20 protein-coding genes are annotated in these 22185 nt (G+C 64.2%); 8 read left to right on the forward strand and 12 right to left on the reverse strand.

Translation table 11 applies throughout. The features are described 5' to 3' along the window. Positions 1 to 137: 137 nt before the first annotated feature. Genes OIT41_RS11015 through OIT41_RS11030 form a run of 4 tightly spaced genes read left to right on the forward strand, consistent with a single transcriptional unit; the run spans position 138 to position 3844 of the window. Positions 138 to 1274 (forward strand): type III polyketide synthase, encoded by a 1137-nt coding sequence (locus OIT41_RS11015; RefSeq protein WP_078108919.1) that lies wholly within the window; start codon positions 138 to 140, stop codon positions 1272 to 1274. Between the two features lie 13 nt (positions 1275 to 1287). Continuing rightward, positions 1288 to 2016 (forward strand): class I SAM-dependent methyltransferase, encoded by a 729-nt coding sequence (locus OIT41_RS11020; RefSeq protein WP_241707836.1) that lies wholly within the window; start codon positions 1288 to 1290, stop codon positions 2014 to 2016. Further along, positions 2009 to 3151 carry an FAD-dependent oxidoreductase gene (locus OIT41_RS11025; RefSeq protein WP_241707718.1) on the forward strand — a complete coding sequence of 381 codons (1143 nt, stop codon included), beginning with the start codon at positions 2009 to 2011 and terminating at the stop codon, positions 3149 to 3151. Before OIT41_RS11020 ends, OIT41_RS11025 begins: the two co-directional genes overlap by 8 nt. Positions 3152 to 3166: 15 nt before the next feature. After that, positions 3167 to 3844: a peptide deformylase gene (locus tag OIT41_RS11030; protein WP_241707719.1), complete on the forward strand. Its 678-nt coding sequence runs from the start codon at positions 3167 to 3169 to the stop codon at positions 3842 to 3844. On the opposite strand, the gene OIT41_RS11035 is transcribed toward OIT41_RS11030, so the two are convergent. Continuing rightward, a complete protein-coding gene (locus OIT41_RS11035) occupies positions 3834 to 5861 on the reverse strand; it encodes a S9 family peptidase (RefSeq protein WP_264636466.1) in 2028 nt (675 codons plus the stop codon). The genes OIT41_RS11030 and OIT41_RS11035 overlap by 11 nt on opposite strands. Before the next feature lie 68 nt (positions 5862 to 5929). On the opposite strand from OIT41_RS11035, the gene OIT41_RS11040 reads away from it, so the two are divergent. The 4 genes from OIT41_RS11040 (at position 5930) to OIT41_RS11055 (ending at position 9084) form a co-directional block, all read left to right on the forward strand. After that, positions 5930 to 6784, forward strand: coding sequence for a methyltransferase domain-containing protein (locus tag OIT41_RS11040; RefSeq protein ID WP_241707721.1), 855 nt, complete (start codon positions 5930 to 5932; stop codon positions 6782 to 6784). Positions 6785 to 6893: 109 nt separating this feature from the next. Then, a complete protein-coding gene (locus tag OIT41_RS11045) occupies positions 6894 to 7355 on the forward strand; it encodes an NfeD family protein (protein WP_078108913.1) in 462 nt (153 codons plus the stop codon). 118 nt (positions 7356 to 7473) lie between these two features. Beyond that, entirely contained in the window at positions 7474 to 8493 is a 1020-nt protein-coding gene (locus OIT41_RS11050) for an SPFH domain-containing protein (RefSeq protein WP_241707722.1), read from the forward strand. Between the two features lie 243 nt (positions 8494 to 8736). Continuing rightward, a complete protein-coding gene (locus OIT41_RS11055) occupies positions 8737 to 9084 on the forward strand; it encodes an RNA polymerase-binding protein RbpA (RefSeq protein WP_059389983.1) in 348 nt (115 codons plus the stop codon). A gap of 81 nt (positions 9085 to 9165) precedes the next feature. Here the strand turns inward: OIT41_RS11055 and OIT41_RS11060 are convergent, their stop codons facing one another. The 11 genes from OIT41_RS11060 to prcA all read right to left on the reverse strand — a co-directional run bounded on the left by OIT41_RS11060 (position 9166) and on the right by prcA (position 22185). Beyond that, on the reverse strand, positions 9166 to 9909 hold the full coding sequence (locus OIT41_RS11060; RefSeq protein ID WP_241707723.1) for a polyprenol monophosphomannose synthase: 744 nt from the start codon (positions 9907 to 9909) through the stop codon (positions 9166 to 9168). Positions 9910 to 10347: 438 nt separating this feature from the next. Then, entirely contained in the window at positions 10348 to 12024 is a 1677-nt protein-coding gene (locus OIT41_RS11065; RefSeq protein ID WP_241707724.1) for an amidohydrolase, read from the reverse strand. A 31-nt stretch (positions 12025 to 12055) separates the two neighbouring features. Beyond that, entirely contained in the window at positions 12056 to 14953 is a 2898-nt protein-coding gene (locus OIT41_RS11070) for a DEAD/DEAH box helicase (RefSeq protein WP_241707725.1), read from the reverse strand. A 24-nt stretch (positions 14954 to 14977) separates the two neighbouring features. Next, positions 14978 to 15772 carry a twin-arginine translocase subunit TatC gene (gene tatC, locus OIT41_RS11075; RefSeq protein ID WP_078108942.1) on the reverse strand — a complete coding sequence of 265 codons (795 nt, stop codon included), beginning with the start codon at positions 15770 to 15772 and terminating at the stop codon, positions 14978 to 14980. A gap of 48 nt (positions 15773 to 15820) precedes the next feature. Then, positions 15821 to 16087: a Sec-independent protein translocase subunit TatA gene (gene tatA / locus OIT41_RS11080; RefSeq protein ID WP_078108908.1), complete on the reverse strand. Its 267-nt coding sequence runs from the start codon at positions 16085 to 16087 to the stop codon at positions 15821 to 15823. 32 nt (positions 16088 to 16119) lie between these two features. Next, positions 16120 to 16470 (reverse strand): hypothetical protein, encoded by a 351-nt coding sequence (locus tag OIT41_RS11085; RefSeq protein WP_241707726.1) that lies wholly within the window; start codon positions 16468 to 16470, stop codon positions 16120 to 16122. Positions 16471 to 16479: 9 nt separating this feature from the next. Next, a complete protein-coding gene (locus tag OIT41_RS11090; RefSeq protein WP_241707727.1) occupies positions 16480 to 18516 on the reverse strand; it encodes a helix-turn-helix transcriptional regulator in 2037 nt (678 codons plus the stop codon). Between the two features lie 95 nt (positions 18517 to 18611). Then, complete coding sequence (locus OIT41_RS11095) at positions 18612 to 19007, reverse strand: FKBP-type peptidyl-prolyl cis-trans isomerase (RefSeq protein ID WP_078108905.1); 396 nt, start codon at positions 19005 to 19007, stop codon at positions 18612 to 18614. A gap of 49 nt (positions 19008 to 19056) precedes the next feature. Then, positions 19057 to 20001, reverse strand: coding sequence for an FKBP-type peptidyl-prolyl cis-trans isomerase (locus OIT41_RS11100; protein ID WP_241707728.1), 945 nt, complete (start codon positions 19999 to 20001; stop codon positions 19057 to 19059). Positions 20002 to 20111: 110 nt separating this feature from the next. Continuing rightward, on the reverse strand, positions 20112 to 21476 hold the full coding sequence (pafA, locus tag OIT41_RS11105) for a Pup--protein ligase (RefSeq protein WP_078108903.1): 1365 nt from the start codon (positions 21474 to 21476) through the stop codon (positions 20112 to 20114). A gap of 1 nt (position 21477) precedes the next feature. Further along, complete coding sequence (gene prcA / locus OIT41_RS11110) at positions 21478 to 22185, reverse strand: proteasome subunit alpha (protein ID WP_078108902.1); 708 nt, start codon at positions 22183 to 22185, stop codon at positions 21478 to 21480.

Here is a 22185-nt window from a genome sequence, read left to right on the forward strand (position 1 = left end):
TTAGAACTAGTAGGTCGTCGCCTCAATTTGTGACGCAGAACGTTTGGGAATCCCCGGAAACAGCCGATGCCCCTCAAAACGTCCACATATCCACGCTGTGCCATTGTCAACGGCATCTTCGTCGCCAACAATGAAGCATGCCGGTCTACGTGAGGTCCCTGGAAACTGCAGTTCCGCCCACCGTGCTTGTGCAACCACAAGCACGCGACGTTTTCGCTTCCCAACCCGGCCTGACGCGGCTTGGATCCCGATTGGTGCGAACCTGCTTCGATTCAGCAGCGATCGATACTCGCTTCACTGCTGTCTCCGAATTGTCCCTTGATAATCATTCCGAGAATCCGTCGTTCTTCGACCCCGCCACGGGGCGTGTCCTTAGCCCCAGCACCAAGGTGCGCAATGAAATTTTTGCCGTCGAAGCCACCAAATTGTTTATTGAGGCTGCCAAAGCCGCTGTAGGGAAATGTCCGGATATCGATTTGCTTGACATAACTCATGTCATAACTGTTTCCTGCACAGGATTTTTCAATCCCGGCCCCGACTACAAAGTGGTCCGGGCCCTCGGGCTCAGTCCGGCCGTGCAGCGCTACCATCTTGGCTTCATGGGTTGCTATGCCGCGTTCCCTGCCCTCCGGGCGGCCCGGCAGTTTTGCCAGGCCGATCCTTCCGCCGTGGTCCTGGTCATCTGCGTGGAGCTTTGCTCGCTCCATGTCCGGACCTCGAATGATCCGGACACCATCATGGGGTCGGCGATCTTCGCGGACGGTGCGGCGGCTGCCGTCGTGGCTTCCCGCGAACCTGAGGGGCCGGACCCGGCGATCAGGCTGGATCATTTCGAGACTGTCCTGACGCCCGTCGGCGAAGAAGCCATGGCCTGGAACATTGGCGACGAAGGCTTCGAAATGGTTCTCGGCACGTATGTGCCCCACATCATCGAGGAACACATCACCGGCGCGCTTGAGCCGCTGTTTGCGCAGGACCCTTCCCTGGCCGGACTCCCCTACCGGGATATCAGGCATTGGGCCATCCATCCCGGCGGCCGCAGCATCCTCGACAAAGTCGAGTCGAAACTTGAACTCACCGAAGAACAGATGATTCCCGCGCGCGAAGTCCTTCGCGACTACGGCAACATGAGCAGCGCCACCGTGCTCTTCGTCCTGAAGCACATCCTCGAACAGGCTCCGGCACAGCGGGAGGAGCGCATCTGTTCCATGGCATTCGGCCCCGGCCTCACCGTGGAGACAGGGCTGTTCACCCGGGTTTCCCCGGATCTCTGATGCTGGCTCCGTGATGGCTGCCCGCCCCCGCCCAAGAGGCTTTCTCGCCGCACGGGATGTGACCGCCGTCGAAGACATGGACCGCCCCGATTGCGAGCTCGAGCGCCTCAACCGGAGCTACGCGCGCTTTCCTATCGTCAACGCGGTGGTGTCCGGCTGGCGCGCCACCTACAGCTCACGGATCAAGCCGTTGCTCACGACGGCGGCGCCCACCACGGTCCTTGACATCGGCTGCGGCGGTGGAGACGTCGCCCGCAGCCTCGCGCGCCGTGCCGCGGCGGACGGTTACCGCCTGGAAGTCACGGGAATCGACCCCGACGAGCGTGCCTTCCATTTTGCGAATTCCGCACCGCCGGTGGAGGGCGTGAGCTACCGAAAGGCACTCAGCTCGGAGCTCGTGTCAGAAGGGCGCACGTTCGACGTCGTTATTTCGAACCACGTCCTCCACCATCTGACCGCCCCGGAACTCGACTCGTTCCTCGGCGATTCCGAACGCCTGTGCCGCAGGCTCGCCCTGCACAACGACCTCAAGCGCAGTCGCGTGGCATACGCGCTCTTCTGGGCAGGATCCTGGCCCCTCGGCGTCGGATCCTATATCCACGGTGACGGCCTCACCTCCATCAGGCGAAGCTACACAGCGGTGGAACTCCGTGCCGCCACTCCCCCGGCCTGGACTGTTGAATCGAACGGCATGTGGCACAACCTGCTGGTCTACCGGCCCGGCGAGGTCCCCGATGTTTGACGTCGTGGTGGTTGGAGCCGGGCCTGTCGGGCTGTTCATGGCAGCTCTGCTCCTGCAAAACGGGCATCGCGTTGCAGTTCTGGAAAGACGCGAATCGCGGATCCGCCAGACCCGCGCCATAGGAATACATCCTCCTGCCCTGGCCGCTTTGGACACCGTAGGCGCCGCCCATCCGCTGGTCTCTTCAGGCGTGCGGATCAGCCACGGTGCCGCGTACAGCGGCGGCCGGAAAGTCGCCGACATGGACTTCGCCCGCGCCTCGGCTGAGTACCCGTTCATCCTTTCGGTTCCGCAATACCTCACCACCCAGGCCCTTGAGTCCAGGGTCATCGACCTGGATCCTGACGCCCTCCACCGAGGCGTCCACGTTGAGGAAGTCGTCGACGACGGCGGGCACCTGCGGTTGCGGGGACAGCAAGCCGGGGCTCCAGTGGAGTTCCTGGGGCGCTTCGTGGTGGCGGCCGACGGCGTACACTCGGCAGTGCGCGCGGGACTGGGACTGGAGCCACACCTCCGCACCTATCCCGACTACTACGTCATGGGCGACTTCAGGGATGAATCGCTGTACGGCCACAACGCGGTCCTTTTCCTTGAGCCGGCAGGAATCGTGGAGTCCTTTCCGCTCCCTGGCGGCATCCGAAGGTGGGTGGTCCGGCTTGGCGCCCCGTGCCAGGAACCCACTCCGCATGCGCTCGCCACCCTCATCACGAAGCGGACCGGCGGTGCGGTGGACTCAGCAAGCAATACGATGATCAGCGCCTTCGGCGTCACGTCGCGGCTGGTCTCCCGGATGGTCCACGGACGGATCGCCCTTCTCGGAGATGCTGCGCACGAAATCAGCCCGATCGGCGGACAAGGGATGAACCTGGGCTGGTTGGACGCAGTTGCCTTGGCGCCGATCATCAGCGAAGCGTTGCGGACATCCGCCAACAGCCCCGCCGGCAAGCAGCTGGCCGGTTTCGAGCGGGACCGCCAACGTGCGGCGAAGAAAGCCATCTGGCAGGCCAGCCTGAATATGGCCCTCGGCCGCCCCCTGCCGCCAAAAGTCCTCAGCGCACGGAACGCCCTGATCGGTCGGGCCATCACGTTGCCCCTGTTCTCGGAGCTTGTTGCCCGTCGGTTCACGATGCACTGACACTAAGCTCAATCCATGGACTTTGAGACGCGTCCCCTGCCTTCCGGCCCGGACACAACATTTACTGCCTCGGAAATCCGCAGCGCAGTCCAGGAGTTACTCGGTCTTGAAGGCCTCCCGCCCATCGTGCAGGTCGGCCATCCCGTGCTGCGCCAGCGCGCAGCGCCCTATGACGGCCAGCTCGACGACACCGAATTGGCGCAGCTGATCGAGCGGATGCGGGATGTCATGCATGCCGCTCCCGGCGTGGGCCTCGCGGCGCCGCAGCTCGGCATCCCCTTGCAGTTGGCTGTGCTCGAAGACCATTTCGATGTCGACCCTCTTGCCTCGGAGATCCGGCAGAGGACGCCCCTGGGCTTCTTCGCGATACTGAATCCAAGCTACGAGCCCGAGGGGACATCCACGGCGTCGTTCTATGAAGGATGCCTGTCGATGCGCGGATTCCAGGCCGTGGTGACACGGCACCGCGACGTCCGCCTGCACTACCAGCGTCCTGACGGCAGCACGACCTCGGCCGGATTCTCCGGGTGGCAGGCCCGGATAGTCCAGCATGAGACCGACCACCTGCACGGCGGAATCTATCTGGATCGCGCCGAACTGCGTTCGCTGGCAAACGATGGAGAGTACTCCGCCCACTGGGCGTACCCCGGAATCGACGAGGCACGCAGCGGACTCGGTTTCCTCAACGCGTAACTGAACCGGTTTCGCGCGGCGGATTTGCCCTGGAAGGCAGGTGCGTTGACCACCATGCCAGGATCTGCTCGAAACGTTGCCGCCTGTGGTGCGGCGTGCCCGATCGCGACAGTTCGTGGTCCTCACCCGGGAAGAGGAGCAACGCCGCCTCCACGCCCTGCGCCTTGAGGGCCGCGAAGTAGCGCTGGCCTTGTTCAACCGGGCACCGGAGATCGTTTTCGCTGTGGATCACCAGCGTGGGCGTCCGCACTTCAGTCACCACGGCCATGGGGCTTTGGGCAGCCATCTGCTCGGATGAGCCTCCCGTGTATTGGCCGCCGAAGAACCATCCGATATCCGAGGAGCCGGCAAAGCTGACCGGGTCGAGGAATCCGCGCTCCACAATGGCTGCCTTGAAGCGGTGTTCATGGCCGATGACCCAGGCGGTGAGGTATCCGCCGTAGGACCCGCCCATGATGCCGATCGATTCCCTGTCCATTGCCGGAAAGGCTTCCAACGCACCCTCCAGGAAGGTGAGCACATCCGCCATGTCCACCGTGCCCATCTTTTCCTTGATGGCTCCACCGTGCGCCTGGCCGTATCCTGCGGAACCGCGCGGGTTGCACATCAGCACGGCGTATCCCGCCTCGGCGTATACCTGCGCTTCGTCGAAGAAGGCACCCGTGTACTGGGCGAAAGGACCTCCGTGGATGGTGAGCAGCACGGGATGGGGGCCGTTCCCCTCCGGCAGGACCGCCCAGCCATGGACCGGGTATCCGTCAGTGCCGGTGGCGGTGAACTCATGCGGTTCAAGGACGGTAGCTCCGTCCCGGAACCCCTTGGCGAAGTCCGTGAGCAAGCGGAATTCGCCCTTTTCCAGAACGCCGACCTCGCCACTGCTCGAGGCGTCCCCATACGTGACAGCCACGACGTCCCCCACCGCGGACGCTCCGATCACGACCAGTGGCCCCTTGACGAGGACCTCGCTCTCGCCATCGGCTGTCCACTGGATCAGCTGGACGCTCCCACGGCTCGTGTTGAGCGCGAGCACCCCGTCCGCCCCACGGGCTTCGAGGCGGCCGCCGATGTCCTGGTTTTCGACGTCGCTGAGCATCGTCGCGCTGGTTCCCCGGACCGGCATGGCGTACAGCGCCGTGTTCCTCGCGACGAAGTCCAGGCCGTCGTCACCGAGGTCCTGTGCCGTGAAGAACAGCCATTCACCGTTCACGGATTCGCAGACTTCATGGACGGACTGCGGCGCAGCGTCCGGACGCAGCGCCGTGGTCTCTCCGCCCGCGGCCGGGACACGATAGATACCCGAGGCGATATCGGCGTCGTGCCCTTCGTGGAGCGAAGCGACAAAATAGACGCTCGTACCGTCGCTGCTGAACGACGGCGAGGTGTGGTCGGCGTCGCCGAACGTCAACTGCACCGCCGGCGGCACCAAGCCAACCGCTTCGGACCCCCGAGCCTTGGCGGCCCTCCCGGCGGGAACCACGGGGGGTTCCATTCCCGGCTCGGGAACGTCGACGACGAACAGTTGGGCCGGCTTGTCCGCGGTGAACCCCAAGCCATTGAGCCTGTATTGGTTGCCGGTGATCAGGCGCGGATCTTCGCTCCCGGCTCCGACGCCGTCAACCGTTCCGTAGCGGCCTTCTTCGGGAACCCGCGAGGAGAACACCATCCTGCGCGAATCAGGCGCCCAGGAAAACTCGGAGACGCCCAGTTTCTGGTCGGTGATCGCTTGCGGCTCCCCGCCGTCGGCCTCCACCACGTGCAGTTGCGGCTTGCCGTCCGGCGTCGTCCGCAGGAATGCCAGCACATTGCCGTCCGGCGAGAAGGCCGGTGCGGTGTCCCGGAAGCCACGGGTGATCCGCCGGGGTGGCATCGCCTGGTCAAAGGGAATGCTCCAGAGCTGCCCTACGTACGCATCGGCGTCGAAATCGGGCCGCGTGACCGACACGACGGCGCGCGTCCCATCGGGATGGGTGGCGGGAGCAGAGACGGCATTCAGCAGCGGGAGTTGTTCGGCTTTCACGCTGGTGAGCCTAGCCGCAGTCACCCCGGGGCGATATGCGCCACTCCGGCCGCCGTAGGATTGTCCATATGCTTTCCGACGCCGTCCGTTCCTTGCGCTGCCCGGTCTGCAACGGGCCTTTCCGCCTGAACGAAGCTCCGCCGTTTTCGCTGGGTTGCGTCGCCGGCCACAGTTTCGATTCCGCCAAACAGGGCTACTTCAACCTGCTCAGCGGCAAGGGCACGGTCTTCGAGGCCGACTCGGCCGAGATGGTCGCAGCCCGCCACGATTTCCTGGGCGCTGGCCATTATGCTCCCGTTGCCGAGGCCATCGCGGAGCTTGCGGCCCCGGACCTGGCGGCGCCGGGATCCCTCGTCCTGGATTCGGGGACCGGAACCGGCCACTACCTGCGCACAGTGCTGGACCGCACTCCGGCAGCGGCCATCGGCATTGATATTTCAAAGTTCGCCCTCCGCCGGGCTGCGAGGTTGAATCCGGGCGCCATCAACCTGGTGTGGGATATCTGGCGGCCCCTGCCGCTCGCGGACCACGCCGTGGATGCCCTCATCGTTGTCTTTGCCCCTCGGAATCCACCGGAGTTCGCCCGTGTGCTGCGTCCAGGCGGCCGGGTGATCGTGGTGACTCCGCGCGACGGACATCTTGGGGAGATTGCGGAACGGACCGGAATGCTGGGCATTGAGCCGGGCAAAGACGAGCGACTTGCCGAGTCGATGCAGGAGTACTTCACTCTCGCGGACACCGTTCGACTCGACGTGGATCTCAATCTCAGCGGGCGGGACATCGCCGATGTCGCCTTCATGGGTCCCGCAGGCCACCATCTCGAGCGCTCCGCACTCCTCGCGTCGACGGCCGCGGAAACGTCAGTCAAAGCCACTGCGAAGTTCACCCTCAGCGTTTTCACAGCGCCGGAGCAAGGCTCCTAACGGTAACCTTCGCACCGGGCTAGGATGGAAAAACAGCGACTGTGATCTTGCCGACGCTGCAGTCCGGGGCAGACCGGCTGCCGCCGCAAGTCCGGAAACAGGGGGAACGATGTTTGAATGGCTTGGCAGCAACTGGTGGGCTCTCTGGCTCACGGTGTTTCTCGCTTTCGCCGTGGTGGAGATGCTGACTCTCAGCTTCTTCTTCATCATGCTCGGGGCCGGCGCGCTGGCTGCCCTGGTCGCTGACTTCGCCGGAGCCGATCTATGGTTGCAGATCGTCGTCCTTTGCATCGTGTCCCTGCTGATGATCGCCTTTGTCCGTCCTATCGCGCTGAAGCATCTCCGCAAGGGTCCCGCCGAGCAACGCACCAACGTGGACCGCTTGATCGGCCAATCCGCCCTCGTCATGGAGCCTGTCAGCGCGACGGCGGGACTCGTCAAAATCGGTGGCGACGTGTGGAGCGCCCGCAGCGCGGCGGAAACCATCGACGCCGGCCAGACCGTGCAGGTCACCAGGATTGACGGCGCGACGGCGGTGGTCGCCTTGACGGCGGAAAACAGCCCGCACTGAGAAGCATCCCGCCATGGCTCAAGCCGTACGTTCGACGATGAGCGTCCGGCGACGAGCGACCGGCATTTTGCCGCACACATACCGCATCAAATACGTAACTGGGGAATGAAGGAGATGTATGGACAGCTTGGGAGGAACGGCAGCCGCGATTGTGCTGCTAGTTCTCGTCATATTCGTGATTATCGTCTTGGTCCGCTCGATCAGGATCATCCCGCAAGCGCGCGCCGGCGTCGTGGAACGCCTCGGCAAGTACCAGCGCACGCTCAACCCCGGGCTCACCATCCTCATCCCGTTCGTCGACCGCCTGCTGCCGCTGTTGGATCTTCGCGAACAAGTGGTTTCCTTCCCGCCGCAGCCGGTGATTACCGAAGACAACCTGGTTGTCTCCATCGACACCGTGGTCTACTTCCAGGTCACGGATCCCCGGGCGGCGACCTACGAGATCGCCAACTACATCCAGGCTGTTGAACAGCTGACCACCACGACGCTCCGCAACGTCGTGGGCGGCTTGAACCTTGAAGAAGCGCTCACCTCGCGCGACCAGATCAACGGCCAGCTCCGCGGGGTCCTGGACGAAGCCACCGGACGCTGGGGAATCCGCGTTTCACGCGTGGAACTCAAGGCAATCGACCCGCCACACTCCATCCAGGACTCAATGGAGAAGCAGATGCGGGCCGAGCGCGACCGGCGTGCCGCGATTCTGACCGCCGAAGGCACCAAGCAATCGGCGATCCTCACGGCCGAGGGCCAGCGGCAGGCAGCAATCCTCGCCGCAGAGGGTGACGCCAAGGCAGCGATCCTCCGCGCCGACGGCGAAGCGCAGGCCATCCAGAAAGTCTTCGACGCCATCCACAAGGGCAACCCGGACCAAAAGCTGCTGGCCTACCAGTACCTTCAGACCCTGCCGAAGATTGCGGAGGGATCATCGAACAAACTGTGGATCATCCCCAGCGAGGTCGGCGAGGCCCTCAAAGGCATCGGCGGTGCGCTGGGTGGCGCCAACGGTGGATCAGGCGTGGCGGACCTGTTCAGCGATTCCGGGAAGCCGTCAGCCGAGGTCCCTGCCCCGGCGGGCACACCGGCCGTAAGTTCGGGACACGCGCAATCAACTGCAGCTGCGCAGGAACCGTCGCCATAACTGCGGACGGCGTGCAAGGGGACCGGCCAGATTAACTGGCCGGTCCCCTTCGCTTTGTCCTGTCAGCTTCGATCCGCGTATAATGGTGTATTTGTCCGGCCGGTTCAGTCCGAACGGAACATTAACGCTTGGTCAGGCGTTTCATCTAGTGATGCAACGTGTGCAGACAGTAGTCCGGGCGACGCCATCGCGGCGTCCGGCTAGCGCGGAGCATGGTTCCGCGAACAGACAGAGGGAGTAATCATGAGCGATCGCAGCCTGCGGGGCATGCGTCTTGGCGCCCAGAGCATGGAAACCGAATCCGGTGTGGAGCCGGCGCCGCGTCAACGGGTTGAATACCGCTGCGCGGACGGAGAGCAGGTCTTCGTTACCTTCTCCTCCGAAGCCGAGATTCCTCCTGTCTGGGTTTCCAAGACAGGCAAGGAAGCGCTCCTGGTTGATGGTGAACGCCCCGTTGACACCAACGAGAAGGCCGTCCGCACACACTGGGACATGCTGCTGGAGCGCCGCAGCCTTCCCGAGCTTGAGCAGATCCTCGAAGACCGCCTGAACATCCTGCGCGAACGTCGCGGGGAACGCCGCTCGGCATAACAGCCACGATTTTCAAGGCCCACGCCAAAGGCCGGATCCGCCCTCTTCGCAGAGCGCAGATCCGGCCTTTGTGTGTCCGGCCTACTTTGGGACCCGGGTCTTCTTCCCGGTCAACGCGGCCCAGCGGGAAGCCAGCCCCCATTTGGTGACGTTGATCATGGCCTCGACGACGATGTTGCCGCTCATCTTGGAGGCTCCGAGCTCGCGCTCCACGAAGGTAATGGGGCGTTCGACGATCTTCAGTCCAAGTTTGGCCACCCGCCACGCCAGGTCCACCTGGAAGCCGTACCCAACCGACTCGACCTGGTCCAGCTTGAGCGCCTCGAGGGTGCTGCGGCGGAACGCACGGTAGCCGCCGGTGATGTCTTTGATCTTCAAGCCGAGCATGAGCCGGGCATAGGTGCTGCCCGTGCGCGAAATCGCCTGGCGGTAGAGCGGCCAGTTCACGGTGCCGCCACCCGGAACCCAGCGTGAGCCCATGGCGAGGTCGGCGCCGTCGTTGATCGCTTCCAGCAGCAACGGCAGTTGCTCGGGCTGATGCGAACCGTCGGCGTCCATCTCAACCAGGACGTCGTAGCCGGCGGCCATGCCCCACTTGAATCCGGCAATGTACGCGGCTCCGAGGCCTTCCTTGCCCTTGCGGTGCAGGACGTGGACCTGGCTGTCCTCGGCGGCGATGCTGTCGGCGAGCTGTCCCGTGCCGTCAGGGCTGTTGTCGTCGACAACCAGGACGTCGGAGGCGGGCACAGCCGCGCGCAGCCGTCCGAGGGTCTTGGGTAGCGATTCCAGCTCGTTGTACGTGGGGATGATCGTCAGGACACGCAAGAAGAGGCCTTTCCTTGATGGAGCGGTCAGTGGGCCGGAGCAGCAGCGTGGCTGGCATTCAGGCGCAACTCTCCATTATAGGACGACAACCCGACGTACTTTGGGACATCTGTGGCGTCCGCCACAAGGGTCACCACTGGCCGCGGGCAGGTCCACAAGCCCAGGTCCAGTGCCGGCCCGCGCGTTGTACTCGTGGCCGAACCGTTTTCTGCAGCACCGTGGACCTGCCCACTACGAGTGCCACGGTCGTGGGAAACGGGTCCGTTGACTGTTTTTGACAACCGGAACCGACCGCGGCCAGACAACCAGGTATTCCCTGTGGCAGTCTGTTGACCCTAAATGCTACGGACTTCACAAATCGTGTCAAGCGCCCCCTGAGCTGGGGCTTTGTTCATCCATGCAGGTCAGGGGCCTTCAGGCCAAGCAGGCTATCTGGAACTATGACCGCAAAGTTTCACTCGCGAAGATCTCCTGGCCTTCGCGCACTGTCTGCAGGCAAGCGGGATCGCTGCCGCCGTCCAACGCCGGGAGGAGGGGCGTTCGAGCACGTGGATCGGTGGACCAGGACTGGACTCGGTCATCGGCCACTTGCACCATCAGTTCCTCAACTTCCCACACCGCGAAACTTGCAGGAGCCCCGGGGACCAATTGCCCCATGAACGGATTGCGCTCTTTGCTCGCGCGCCAGCCGGCCCTGGTGTGTCCGAGGAACGCTGCCCGTGCAGAAATGCGTTGATCCGGATTGCTGTGTTCCAGGCACGCCCTCACGCTGGACCACGGCCGCAACGGCGTGACCGGGCTGTCGCTTCCAAAACACACCGGCACGCCGGTGGAGTAATACGAAGCAAAGGGATTCATGGCAAGGCTTCGCTCCCCCAGTCGCTGCTCATACAGTTTTCCGGCCCCGCCCCAGGCGGCATCGAAGGCTGGCTGTGCGCTCACGGTGATCGAATACTTGGCAAGCCGGGCGAGGTCGCCGGCGTCGGCCATTTCCACATGCTCCAGCCGGTGCGCAGCGGCACGGACGCGCTGCTCCCCTACTTCCGACGCGGCAAGGTCCAAGGCATCCAGCGCCGTCTTCAGTCCCGCGTCGCCAATGACGTGGAAGCCTGCCTGGATGCCGAGCGTCGAACAGGCCGCAAAGTGGCGGGCGGCTTCGTCGACGGAGACATAGAGGCTTCCGCGGTGGCCCGGCGCGTCGGCGTAGTCTGCGCTGAGGGCAGCCGTTCGCGATCCGATCGAACCATCGATGTTCAAATCACCGGCCAGGCCAAGAACGTCTACGTCCAGGCCCTCCAGGATGGCAGCGGCATGCTCCGTCGACGTGGCCAGTTCGCCCCAGTAGGGAAGAATTCCGGGGACGGCTGCCCTGTCCTCGCTCCATGGCCCGGAGTTCCACGAGGCGGACATGCGAAGGTCTTCGACACTGCAAATGTGCGGGGCCGCCATTTCGGCCAGTGCGACGTAGCCGTTGGCCGCAGCCTCCTGGAGTGCCACTTCCTGGTATCGGCGGCGTTCGGCGTCGGGGAACTGCCTGGCGACCAGCCGGGCAGCAGTGTGGGCGGCCCCCAGGACATGGGCGGAACCGTCGTAGCCGTCGAGGCCGTCCAGTCCCGCCGCGGATGCCAGGGAGGACGAGGCAAGGGCCGAATGCGCATCCACGCGTGCCAGGTACACCTTGCGTCCGCCTGCGGCGCGATCGATCTCCTCCGGTGTGGGCAGGGTTCTTTCGCCCCACACTGACTCGTCCCAACCGTGGCCAAGCACGGAGCCGGAGGCGCCAAGATCCTTGGCGGCCCGGGCGACGGCGTCGAGCAATTCGCGCGCCGAGCGGACCCCCGCCAGCTGGAGGGAACCGGCAGCGATTCCAGTCTCGGTGAGGTGCATGTGGGAGTCCACGAAACCGGGCGCCAGCAAGGCTCCCCGGAGATCGATGACTTCCATCGACGAGTCGGCAATCGACGTCGCTGCCTGCTCCGAGCCAACCCAAGCAACGGTGTCGCCGTCAACCAGCATTGCGGTCGCGAAGGGATCAGCGGCAGTGTAGACAGAGCCGTTCCGGTACATGGTGACCTTGCGGGGCCGGCTGTCGGCGGGCACGCCTGGATGGGTCATGGATATGCTCCTTGCTGGGAATCTGTGGGGGTCAGGAGACGTTGGAGTACGCGACCACGCCGCGGCGGACCAGGTCGATCGCTTCGCGGCATATCTTGGTGTGTCGACGTTCGAGCCCTGGAATCTTGGCCATCTGGTCCAGCAGGTCGATCACCTGCTTCGCCCAGCGCACAAAGTCGCCCGCGGCGAGGTCGGTACCACTGAGAACTTCCTGAAGGTGGCGGCCCTTGGCCCATTTGAAGATGGGCCAGACAAGTCCAAGCTCAGGCTCGGCGGTCAATGGCAGCCTGTTCTTGTCCTCGACGTCCTCCAGCGCTGACCACTCATGCACCACGATGTCCACGGCCGTTTCGAGGGACACGGACGGCATTTTGGGTCGCAGGCCCCGGTCGTCGCGCTTCGCTTGGTAGACCATCGTGCTCGCCAGCGCGGCCAGTTCTGCGGCGTCGAGGTCCTTAATGGCCCCTTGGCGGATGGATTGCGAGATCAGCAGGTCTTTTTCGCCGTAGATCCGGCGCAGGCGCTGGCCGTCCGCGCTGATGGTGACATGGCCGGCGTCGGACGTCTGGAGGTAACCGTAGGCGGCGAGGACGTCGCACACGCGGTCGAATGTCTTCGCGATCGTATTGGTGCGGCCCTGGATCTGCCGGACGAGCCCATCGGTTTCATGACGCAATTTCCACCAGCGTTCAGCCCAGCGGGCATGGTCCTCGCGTTCACTGCAGCCGTGGCAAGGATGGGCGCGCAGCGCCCTGCGGAGGTCTGCGATCTTCTTTTCCTGGTCCGGCAGGTAGCGGGCGCGGCCGAAGTCCTCGCTCCGGTTGGTGCCGCGGGCCGGCGGGCGTCCCTCACGCACTGCATTCCGCATGGCGGATGCCAGGTCACGGCGCGATTTGGGCAGTTTCGCGTTGAACGACTTCGGAATCCGGATCCAGGACACGGGAGCGACCGGCCCTTCGACTTCGTGGGCGCCGATCCTATGCAGCTGGTTGTCGTCCGTGAGAACGGCGGGGCGCGGTTCACGCGAGTTGGGATCGGCATTGAGCACGACGGCGTAGCCCGGCGTACGCCCGCCGGGAACCTTGACGATGTCGCCGGGCATGAGCCGGGTCAGGGAGTCGACGGTCAGCGATTTGCGGGCCCGCGAGGTGCTCCGCGAGGCAAACTGCTCGGCTTCGCCCAGGTCCCGCCGGAGTTTGGCGTACTCGGTAAAGTCGCCCAGGTGGCACTTCATGGATTCCGCATACCCCGCGAGCGACTCTTCGCGGCTGCGAACCTGCTTGGCGAGCCCCACCACGGAACGGTCAGCCTGGAACTGGGCGAACGACGATTCGAGGATCTGCCGTGCCCGGGGCCGGCCGAACTGGGCAATCAAGTTGATGCTCATGTTGTACGTGGGCCGGAAGCTTGAGTTGAGCGGATAGGTGCGCCGCGATGCCAAGCCGGCGACGGCGGCAGGGTCAGTGCCCGGTTGCCAGAGGACCACGGCATGGCCCTCGACGTCGATTCCGCGCCGTCCAGCGCGGCCGGTCAACTGCGTGTACTCCCCCGCGGTGATGTTGACGTGGGCTTCGCCGTTGAACTTGTCGAGCTTCTCGAGGACGACGCAGCGGGCAGGCATGTTGACGCCCAGCGCAAGGGTTTCCGTTGCAAACACCGCTTTCACCAGGCCGTCCGCGAAGAGCGTCTCCACAACCTCCTTGAAGGTCGGCAGCAAGCCGGCGTGATGCGCGGCGAGGCCGCGGAGCAGGCCGTCGCGCCAGCTCCAAAAGCCCAGGACATCCAGGTCGTCGGCCGGAATCTCACGGCTGGCCTCATCCACCCGGGATGCGATGATTTGTTGTTCCCGCTCCGTCGTGAGCCACAAGCCGGCGGCGGCACACTGCGCCACGGCCCCGTCGCAGCCGGCGCGGGAGAAAATGAAGGTGATGGCCGGTAGCAATCCCTGGCGGTCCAGGCTCGCGATGATCTGGGGCCGGCTGGCCTTGCGGACCGGGCTGCGCTGCTCCGCGGCGGTATTGTCGCGCTGGCGGTCCTGCCGGCGGCGACTACGCCCACCATGGCCGAAGCGGCCACGGTAATTCATCTGGCTTTCTGCCCTGGCCATGGACAGCAGCTCCGGGTTGACTTCGAACTCCCTCTGCAGGGGATTCCGGTCCGGCTCCCGCACTGCCTCCGGTGCAGGAGCTTCGCCGTCGGGTGCCTCCGGAGCGATCTCGTCGAAGCTGGTGTCCCCGGCGAAGAGGTCGACGATCTCACGCCCCACCATGACGTGCTGCCACAAAGGGACGGGACGGTGCTCGGAGACAATCACATCGGTGTGCCCGCGCACGGTGTCGAGCCACGCGCCGAACTCCTCTGCGTTGGACACCGTTGCGCTGAGGGAGACCACTTGCACTTCGCTGGGCAGGTGGATGATCACTTCTTCCCAGACTGCGCCGCGGAAGCGGTCTGCCAGGTAGTGCACCTCATCCATGACCACGTAGCCAAGGTCCCCGAGGGTGTCCGAGTCCGCGTACAGCATGTTCCGCAGGACCTCAGTGGTCATCACGACAATAGGAGCCTCGCCGTTGATGGTGGTATCGCCGGTCAGCAGTCCCACGTTCGAGACGCCGTACTTCGCCGAGAGCTCGGAGAACTTCTGGTTGCTCAGCGCCTTGATGGGCGTCGTATAGAACGCCTTGAGTCCGCGTTCGAGCGCCAGATAGATGGCGAACTCGCCGACGATTGTCTTCCCGGCACCCGTGGGCGCCGCCACGAGCACTCCCCTGCCCTCCTGGAGCGAACGGCAGGCGTCGCGCTGGAATTCGTCGAGTTCGAACTCCAGCGATTGGGCGAAAGTGCCAAGGTAGGTCTTCGACTCAGCACTCCGCTGCGCTGCGGCTTGAAAGGCTTCTGAGGGCGAAAGGGCCCCTGAATTGGAGGACATGCTTCAAGCCTAGTGGCCGTGAGACTAGAGATTCTCCAGATCGGAAGCACGTGTGGCGATGTCGGCCGTGGCATCCGTCTCAGCAGCGATCTTCGACTGCTGGCGCGCGCGCCGTTTGTCGTTCAGCATGCAGAGCCCGATCGCGGCGAAGAACAGCGCAAGGAGAGGGCCGGCGAGCATGAACATCGACAAGGCGTCCGCACCGGGCGCGGCAACGGCCGCCAGGACGAACACGAGGAAGACCGTGATGCGCCAGGCTTTGAGGATGGTCTTGCCACTCAGGACGCCGGCCATGTTGACGCCCACCAACACCACCGGCACCAGGAACGCGATGCCGAGGAAAAGAAGCATGTGCGTGGCGAACGTCAGGTACTGGGATGCGTCGATGTTGTTGGCCCCGTTTTGCGGCGTGAACTGCAACAGCGCACGCACCACGTTCGGGATGACTGTCCATGCAACATAGACCCCGGCCAGGAACAACGGCACCGCGGCCGCCATGTACCCCAGCGTGTACCGGCGCTCTTTCTTGGTCAGGCCCGGCGTAATGAATGCCCAGACCTGATAGATCCAGATGGGGCTGGAGAGCACCAAGCCGATCTGGATCGCAATGCGGAACTTGAAGTCGAAAGGATCTCCCACGCTCGCGAAGTTCAGGACGGCGGTCCGCTTGGTCTCCTGGGCGATCTTGATCAACGGATCCGACAGGCTGTTGACCACCGGCTCGTAGAGGAACCACCCTGCCACGGCGCCCAGGAGAACGCCGATGGCAGACTTGATCAGCCGGTTCTTAAGCTCCCTCAGGTGGTCTAGGAGCGCCATCCGCCCTTCGGGGTTGGCTTTGCGGCCTGTCTTCGTTGCCACTACTGCTTAGCTACGGTTTGCGGGCGGAACGTCAGTGTCGTTGCCGCTCTTGTTCGCTTCGGGGTGGTTGACCACTCTGCCCTCAACGGGGTCCGTGTCGTCCTTGGCCGCAGGCTTCCCGTCGTTCTTCATTTCCTTGACTTCGGACCTGATGATGCGCATTGACTGGCCGAGGCTACGGGCCATGGCAGGCAGCTTGGGGGCCGCGAACAGCAGCAGGGCCACGATGATGATAATGACAATTGGCCAAGGGCCATCAAATAGTCGTCCCACGGGAAGTCCTTTCGTTGGAATACATCCTACGTCTAACTGAATTCGATGTCGTGCAGAGACTGGGGTTGGCCCCGTTCTGCTTTGCGCTTAACGCGCTTTTGGCGACGCACTTCCCGGCGGGAGGCCTTGGCCGTCACGTAATCATGACGCATCTGTTCCGGTGAGGCAAAAACGGCCGCACCGAACACATCCGCCGGGGCCCCGCCGTCGTCGTCGGCATGTTCGCGAAGGTGCGGGCGGTGCCCGAGCGCCTCCCCTGCCTCACTCAGTTCACGCACCGTGGCCATGAACTTCCGGAAAAGCCGAACGCCCAACAGGACATAGCAAAGCAGCGATACCGCAATCAGCGCGACCCACAGAAGGATCCAGGACCACCAAGGCATTTGAGTAGTCTAACCAGCCTTCACGGTTTGTACCGGGTCCGCCTGCTTGTACTGCCGGAGGGCCGCTGCCACCCACGCCGCCGACTTGTCCGCCAACTCGGCCGGCTGCAAAATGCGGGCCGCACCGCCATGCTGCGCGACGAACATCGGCAACCAGTCAGCATTTCCGAACCGGATCTCGGCCAGCAAGCCGCCGTCGGGAAGGACGGCGGTCCGCTCAGCGTAATAGTCGCCCGCCAGTCCGACGCCTTGCCGGGTCAAGTGGAGGACGACGACGACGTCGTCGTCGTTGGGCGTGTACAGCTTCACCGGAACGCCTTCCTCGACGGCGGAACTCCGGGAAACCGGCTGGCCATTGGGCGTGACTTCCTCGATGCGGTCCAGGCGGAAGTTCCGCAGCCCGGCTTTGCTATGGCAATAGGCCTCGAAATACCACGTGTTGTCCAAGGAATACAGCCGGAAAGGGTCGACGTCCCGCTCGGAGATCGAGTCGCGCTGCCGGGACAAGTAGCGAAGCCGCAATTGTTGCCCCGACTGGATCGCGTGGGTGATGGTGTCGAACGCCCCGGCGTCGGCGGGGGTTACGGGTGGTCCCGCGACGGCTGCCGCCAAACGGCCGGCCTCGCCCGCAGCGCCGGTGAGCTTCAGTGTGACGGACTCCAGGGCGCCGCTCTGCTCATCCTCCGACATTCCGGCCTGGGCGGGGAGCCCGCCCAGGGTCGCCAGGCCCGTGAGCAGCGCGCAAGCCTCGTCAACGCTGAAGCGGATGGGCCGGTTGAGTTCGAGGTGCTCGCGGATGTAGACGTGCTCGTTCTCCCAATCGATGTCAAACAAGTCGTCCGGATAACCCTCGGGCCGGCCGGAGCAAATCAGTATGGTCAGGTCGGCCACGAGTTCCTCGCGGGTCACACCGAAGCGGTCCGCCACTTCCTGGATCGGCAGGCCCTGGTTGTGGACAAGGAAAGGGACCAGCTGCAGCATGCGGTTGAGTTGGTCTTCGGAGGTCCGCTTACGTGCCAGCGGCGCCGGGCCGGCGCCGGAGAAGCGGACCTCGACGGCGGGGCTCGAGGCGAACGCAGCGGCCGCCTCAAGCCGCCGGATCACGGCATCGCGCAGCTCCGGAGGTCCCGCGACGCGGACGTGGGGACCGTAGGAGGCCAGTTCCTCGGCGAGCAGCTCACTGTCCCGAAAAGGCACCGACAGCCGGTCCCAGCCGCCTGGGGAGCCGCTGGTGGCAGCCGTCCCCGTGACACTCACCGCGCGCTTGCGAAGACCGAGCAGACGGCCTTCGGCGACGTCGAGGTGGGCCTCCTGCAAAGGAAGTTCGGTGAGGCTGTCCAGTTCGGCGCGGATATCGAACCCCGGAGGTGTCTCGCAGTGATGCCCGGTCTCGACATGGACATCGCTCGTCATCCGGGACAGCCGGAAGAACCGCTTCGCCTGGCGTGCGCTGTCCAAGCCCACCACGTACCACTGGCCGAACCGGCTCCCGAGGCCCCAAGGCTCCACGGTGCGGCGTTCGTCCTTGCCGGTGCTGGCGGCACGGTAGCCGAAACTCACGGGGTGCCGGCCGTTCATGGCCATGATGATGTCGTCAAAAGCCTGGCCTGCGGGCTTGATGCGCGGCTGGACACCGGCAGGGAGTTGGACGTCGGCAAGGTCGCCGGAAGCCTGCAGCTTCCGCAATGCGCTTGCCGCAGCTGAGCCGAGCGCCGCGCGCTCCCATAGCTGCGCGGCCAGGAGCAGGACCGTGCCCTCCGCCGGCGTCAGCTGCACGTACGGCAGGCGATTGGACTCCTTGCCGATGCGGTATCGGGTCGAGGCGGGATCGTCCGCGCCGAATCCGTGGTCGAAGAGCGTTTCGATCTCGAAGCCAAACTGCTTCAGGTCTGACTTGTCGCGTTCAAACATGCGTCCGAACGCGACGTCGCTGCCGCCGGCGTCGTGATAGACCTTCTGCCTGAGAACGGCCCGGGACAGCCCATATCTCGTGTTCAGAAGGGCAATCAACAGGTTCAGGAGTCGTTCGGTACGTGATGCGGACACCCTTGCAACGTTACTAAATTCCGCCGCCAAAGGCGGAAGGCGCGTCTGCGGCCGGATTTCTCCGGCTGCAGACGCGCCTTCCCATGCTGTGAAACCTAGCGGACTGCCACGAGGTCCACCACGAAGATGAGGGCTTCGTTCGGCTTGATGGCCGCGCCTGCGCCGCGGGAACCGTAAGCAAGCTCGGAGGGGATCTCGAGGCGACGGCGGCCGCCGACCTTCATCCCGAGCAGTCCCTGGTCCCAGCCCTGGATGACCTGGCCGACGCCCACTCGGAAGTCCAGCGGCGCGCCGCGGCCCCAGGATGCGTCGAATTCCTCGCCGGTGGACCAAGCCACGCCGACGTAGTGGGTGGAGACGGTGTCGCCGGCCTGGGCCTCGGCGCCGTCACCAACGATGATGTCCTTGATAACGAGTTCCGTGGGGACGTCGCCCTCCGGGAAGTCGATCTCCGGCTTGGTGCGGTCGTAATCGCGCTGACCAAATGACATGGGTACTCCTCAATGTGATAGCTACGGTGTTTCGGATAATTGCGGAAGGCTACTGGGCGCCCAGGATGTCCACGACGAAGACCAGGTCGCCCGTGGGCTGGCCCTGGGCTGCGGCCGCGTCGCCATATGCGAGGCTCTTGGGGATGACCAGGAGGACACGGGAGCCGACGGTCTTGCCCGTCAGGCCTTGAGTCCAGCCCTTGATGACGCCGTTCAGCGCGAAGCTGGCGGTCTGGCCCTTGTCGTAGCTCGAGTCGAACTTCTTGCCGTCAGCCAAGGTGACGCCGACGTAGTTGACCGTCAGGGTGTCCGTTTCCTTGACGACTGCGCCCTTGCCCTTGATGAGGTCCTGGGCGACGAGGGCCGACGGCGCCTTCGCACCGTCAACGGAAATCTGCGGAATTCCCTTGTCGTCGACCTTGACCGTGGGGAGGCCGGCGGGCGGAGTCACGGTGTCGCCCTCAGGCTTGTCCAAGGGTTTGACTGCGTCCTTGACGCCGGTGACCTTGAAGACCACCAGCTGGGATGACGTTGCCGCTGCTTCAGCAGAAGCCGGAGTTCCCGGGACGGCAAAAGCGATGTCGGCGCCGACCTTCGCACCGACCAGCGCGTTGTAAAGCACAGCGCTGCCGGTCTTGAGCTGGTCGTTCAGTTCGACCGGCTGCGACCCTGTCGGGAAGGTGTCTTCGAGTGTCTTGCCGTCCTTGCCGTCGACGGCAATGTAGGTGATCTGCGCCACCTGTCCGGCCTTCACTTTGTCACCGGTGCCGTCGCTGACCATCTTGATGGTCGGCTGCGTTACGTCCAACGGCTTGGTGAAATCCAGGCCGGGGGCCTTCTTGTCTCCATTATCGGAGACCTTGAGGGAATCCAGCTTGGCGACATCGCCGGCGGACTGGCTGGTGGGCTCCGGGGTTGCTGTTGTTGCTGGACTTCCGCCGCAGGCGGTGAGCAGCAAAAGGCCGGGGATAAGAATTGCTAGTAGACGTCGCACAAATTGAACTTTCGTCGGGGCAAAAGGAGGGCATGGCCGGGCCGGGCTCGGCCATGCGCGTAGCGGCCTGTTAAAAGGCCAACCTCCAGAGTAGCTGGTGAAGCTGGGAGTCAGCTCATCGAGTCCAGCAGGGCATCCACTCTCTCGTCGACGCTGCGGAAGGGATCCTTGCACAAAATCGTCTGGTGCGCGCGGTCGTTCAACTTCAAATGGACCCAATCCACGGTGTAGTCACGCCCGAGTTCCTGGGCGCGCCGGACGAAGTCGCCACGCAGTTTTGCCCGGGTGGTCTGCGGCGGCGCATCCACTGCATCCTTGATGTCCGTGTCAGCCACGAGGCGCCTCGCCGCACCGCGCGACTGGAGCAGGAAGAAGAGCCCGCGCTTGCGCGAGATGTCGTGATACGTCAGGTCCAGTTGCGCGATCCTCGAGGAGTCGAGGCCGATTCCATGGCGGCGCATGTAGCCGTCCATCAGCTTCTTCTTGATGGCCCAGTCAACTTCCGTATCTATTCCGCTGGTGTCGCCGCTGTCGATCGCGTCGAGCGTCCGCTCCCAAAGATCCAGGATGAGCGGCACGTGCGGATTGTGGGCTCCATTTGATGCCACGAAGGCGGTGACCTTTGCGAGGTACTCGCGCTGGATGTCCAGGGCCGTCAGTTGCCGGCCGTTGGCCAGGCGCACCAAGGCCTTACCGCTCAGATCGTGGGAGATTTCCCGGATGCTGCGGATCGGGTTCTCCATGCGCATGTCCCGCATGATCACTCCGGCCTCAATCATGCGCAGGAGCAGGTCCACCGTTCCCACTTTCAACAGGGCGGTGGTTTCGGACATGTTGGAATCACCGACGATCACATGCAGACGGCGGAAGAACTCGGCGTCGGCGTGCGGCTCGTCACGGGTGTTGATGATCGGGCGGGACCTCGTCGTCGCGGAGGACACGCCTTCCCAAATGTGGTCGGCACGTTGGGAGAACGCGAACGTGGCCCCATGGGGCGTCTTGAGGACCTTGCCCGCGCCGGCGATCAGCTGCCGCGTCACGAGGAAGGGAATGAGGATCTCGGCGAGCCGCGAGAACTCGCCGCGCCGCGGAATCAGGTAGTTTTCATGGCTGCCGTAGGAATTGCCGGCGGAATCGGTGTTGTTCTTGAACAGGTAGACCGTTCCGTTGAATCCCTCCGCCGCAAGCCGCGCCTGCGCTTCATCGACGAGGTCGTCGAGAATGAGTTCCCCGGCCCGGTCGTGGGCAATCAATTGCGCGAGGTCGTCGCATTCCGCAGTGGCGTACTCCGGGTGCGAACCGACATCCAGGTACAGGCGCGAGCCATTGGTCAGGAAGACGTTGGAGGAACGTCCCCAGCTCACCACCTTCCGAAAGAGGTACCTGGCGACTTCCTCGGGAGCCAATGGCCGCGAGTCCGGGCTCGAATACGAAATGCCGAACTCGGTTTCAATCCCGAATATTCTTTTATCCATCTCAGGCCTCCCCTGCCAGCAGCTGCGTGATTTCGTCCGCCCGGAGCCGCCGGAAGGCCCGTCGGGAACCGCGTCCGCTTTCCGGACTCCGGTCAAGGACTGCGGCCTCGACGGCGGTGCCGGGCAGTGCGTCGACTTCCTTGTCCGTGGCCAGCGCCTTGACCGCCAGGCGGAGTGCGCCGGCCAGGTTGAGGTCGGCCTTCCAACCGCCGGCCACGGTCTCGGCTACTTGCTCGGCCAAGCCGCCCATCACCACAAAACCGTTCTCGTCGGCGATCGAACCGTCGAAAGTCAGCCGATAAAGGTGGTCGCCGGCTTGCGTATGCCCGACCTCTGCGACTGCGAGCTCCACCTCGAAGGGCTTTTGTTCCGCGGTGAAGACTGCGCCCAGGCTCTGCGCGTAGACGCTGGCCAGGCCGCGGGCCGTGACGTCCTCGCGATCGTACGAATAGCCGCGGACGTCGGCGTAGCGGACGCCTGCTTGGCGAAGACTCTCAAACTCGTTGTACTTGCCCACGGCGGCGAACGCGATCTTGTCGTAGATCTCACCGATCTTATGGAGCGACGGCGAAGGGTTCTCCGCCACCAACGCGATGCCGTCAGCACAACTGATCACGACGACGGAACGGCCGCGGGCGATGCCCTTCCGCGCGAAATCCGCGCGGTCCTTCATCAGTTGCTCGGGCGAAACATAGAACTGCTGGGTCAT

This window comes from Arthrobacter sp. YA7-1, assembly GCF_025960325.1.
Classification (GTDB): domain Bacteria; phylum Actinomycetota; class Actinomycetes; order Actinomycetales; family Micrococcaceae; genus Arthrobacter; species Arthrobacter bambusae_A.

Bases quoted from the DNA above. Each gene is read 5' to 3' on its own strand.
- OIT41_RS11015 (WP_078108919.1), top strand. From the start codon at position 138: ATGCCGGTCTACGTGAGGTCCCTGGAAACTGCAGTTCCGCCCACCGTG.
- OIT41_RS11020 (WP_241707836.1), top strand. From the start codon at position 1,288: ATGGCTGCCCGCCCCCGCCCAAGAGGCTTTCTCGCCGCACGGGATGTG.
- OIT41_RS11025 (WP_241707718.1), top strand. From the start codon at position 2,009: ATGTTTGACGTCGTGGTGGTTGGAGCCGGGCCTGTCGGGCTGTTCATG.
- OIT41_RS11030 (WP_241707719.1), top strand. From the start codon at position 3,167: ATGGACTTTGAGACGCGTCCCCTGCCTTCCGGCCCGGACACAACATTT.
- OIT41_RS11040 (WP_241707721.1), top strand. From the start codon at position 5,930: ATGCTTTCCGACGCCGTCCGTTCCTTGCGCTGCCCGGTCTGCAACGGG.
- OIT41_RS11045 (WP_078108913.1), top strand. From the start codon at position 6,894: ATGTTTGAATGGCTTGGCAGCAACTGGTGGGCTCTCTGGCTCACGGTG.
- OIT41_RS11050 (WP_241707722.1), top strand. From the start codon at position 7,474: ATGGACAGCTTGGGAGGAACGGCAGCCGCGATTGTGCTGCTAGTTCTC.
- OIT41_RS11055 (WP_059389983.1), top strand. From the start codon at position 8,737: ATGAGCGATCGCAGCCTGCGGGGCATGCGTCTTGGCGCCCAGAGCATG.
- OIT41_RS11065 (WP_241707724.1), bottom strand. From the start codon at position 12,024: ATGACCCATCCAGGCGTGCCCGCCGACAGCCGGCCCCGCAAGGTCACC.
- OIT41_RS11070 (WP_241707725.1), bottom strand. From the start codon at position 14,953: ATGTCCTCCAATTCAGGGGCCCTTTCGCCCTCAGAAGCCTTTCAAGCC.
- tatC (WP_078108942.1), bottom strand. From the start codon at position 15,772: ATGGCGCTCCTAGACCACCTGAGGGAGCTTAAGAACCGGCTGATCAAG.
- OIT41_RS11085 (WP_241707726.1), bottom strand. From the start codon at position 16,470: ATGCCTTGGTGGTCCTGGATCCTTCTGTGGGTCGCGCTGATTGCGGTA.
- OIT41_RS11095 (WP_078108905.1), bottom strand. From the start codon at position 19,007: ATGTCATTTGGTCAGCGCGATTACGACCGCACCAAGCCGGAGATCGAC.
- pafA (WP_078108903.1), bottom strand. From the start codon at position 21,476: ATGGATAAAAGAATATTCGGGATTGAAACCGAGTTCGGCATTTCGTAT.
- prcA (WP_078108902.1), bottom strand. From the start codon at position 22,185: ATGACCCAGCAGTTCTATGTTTCGCCCGAGCAACTGATGAAGGACCGC.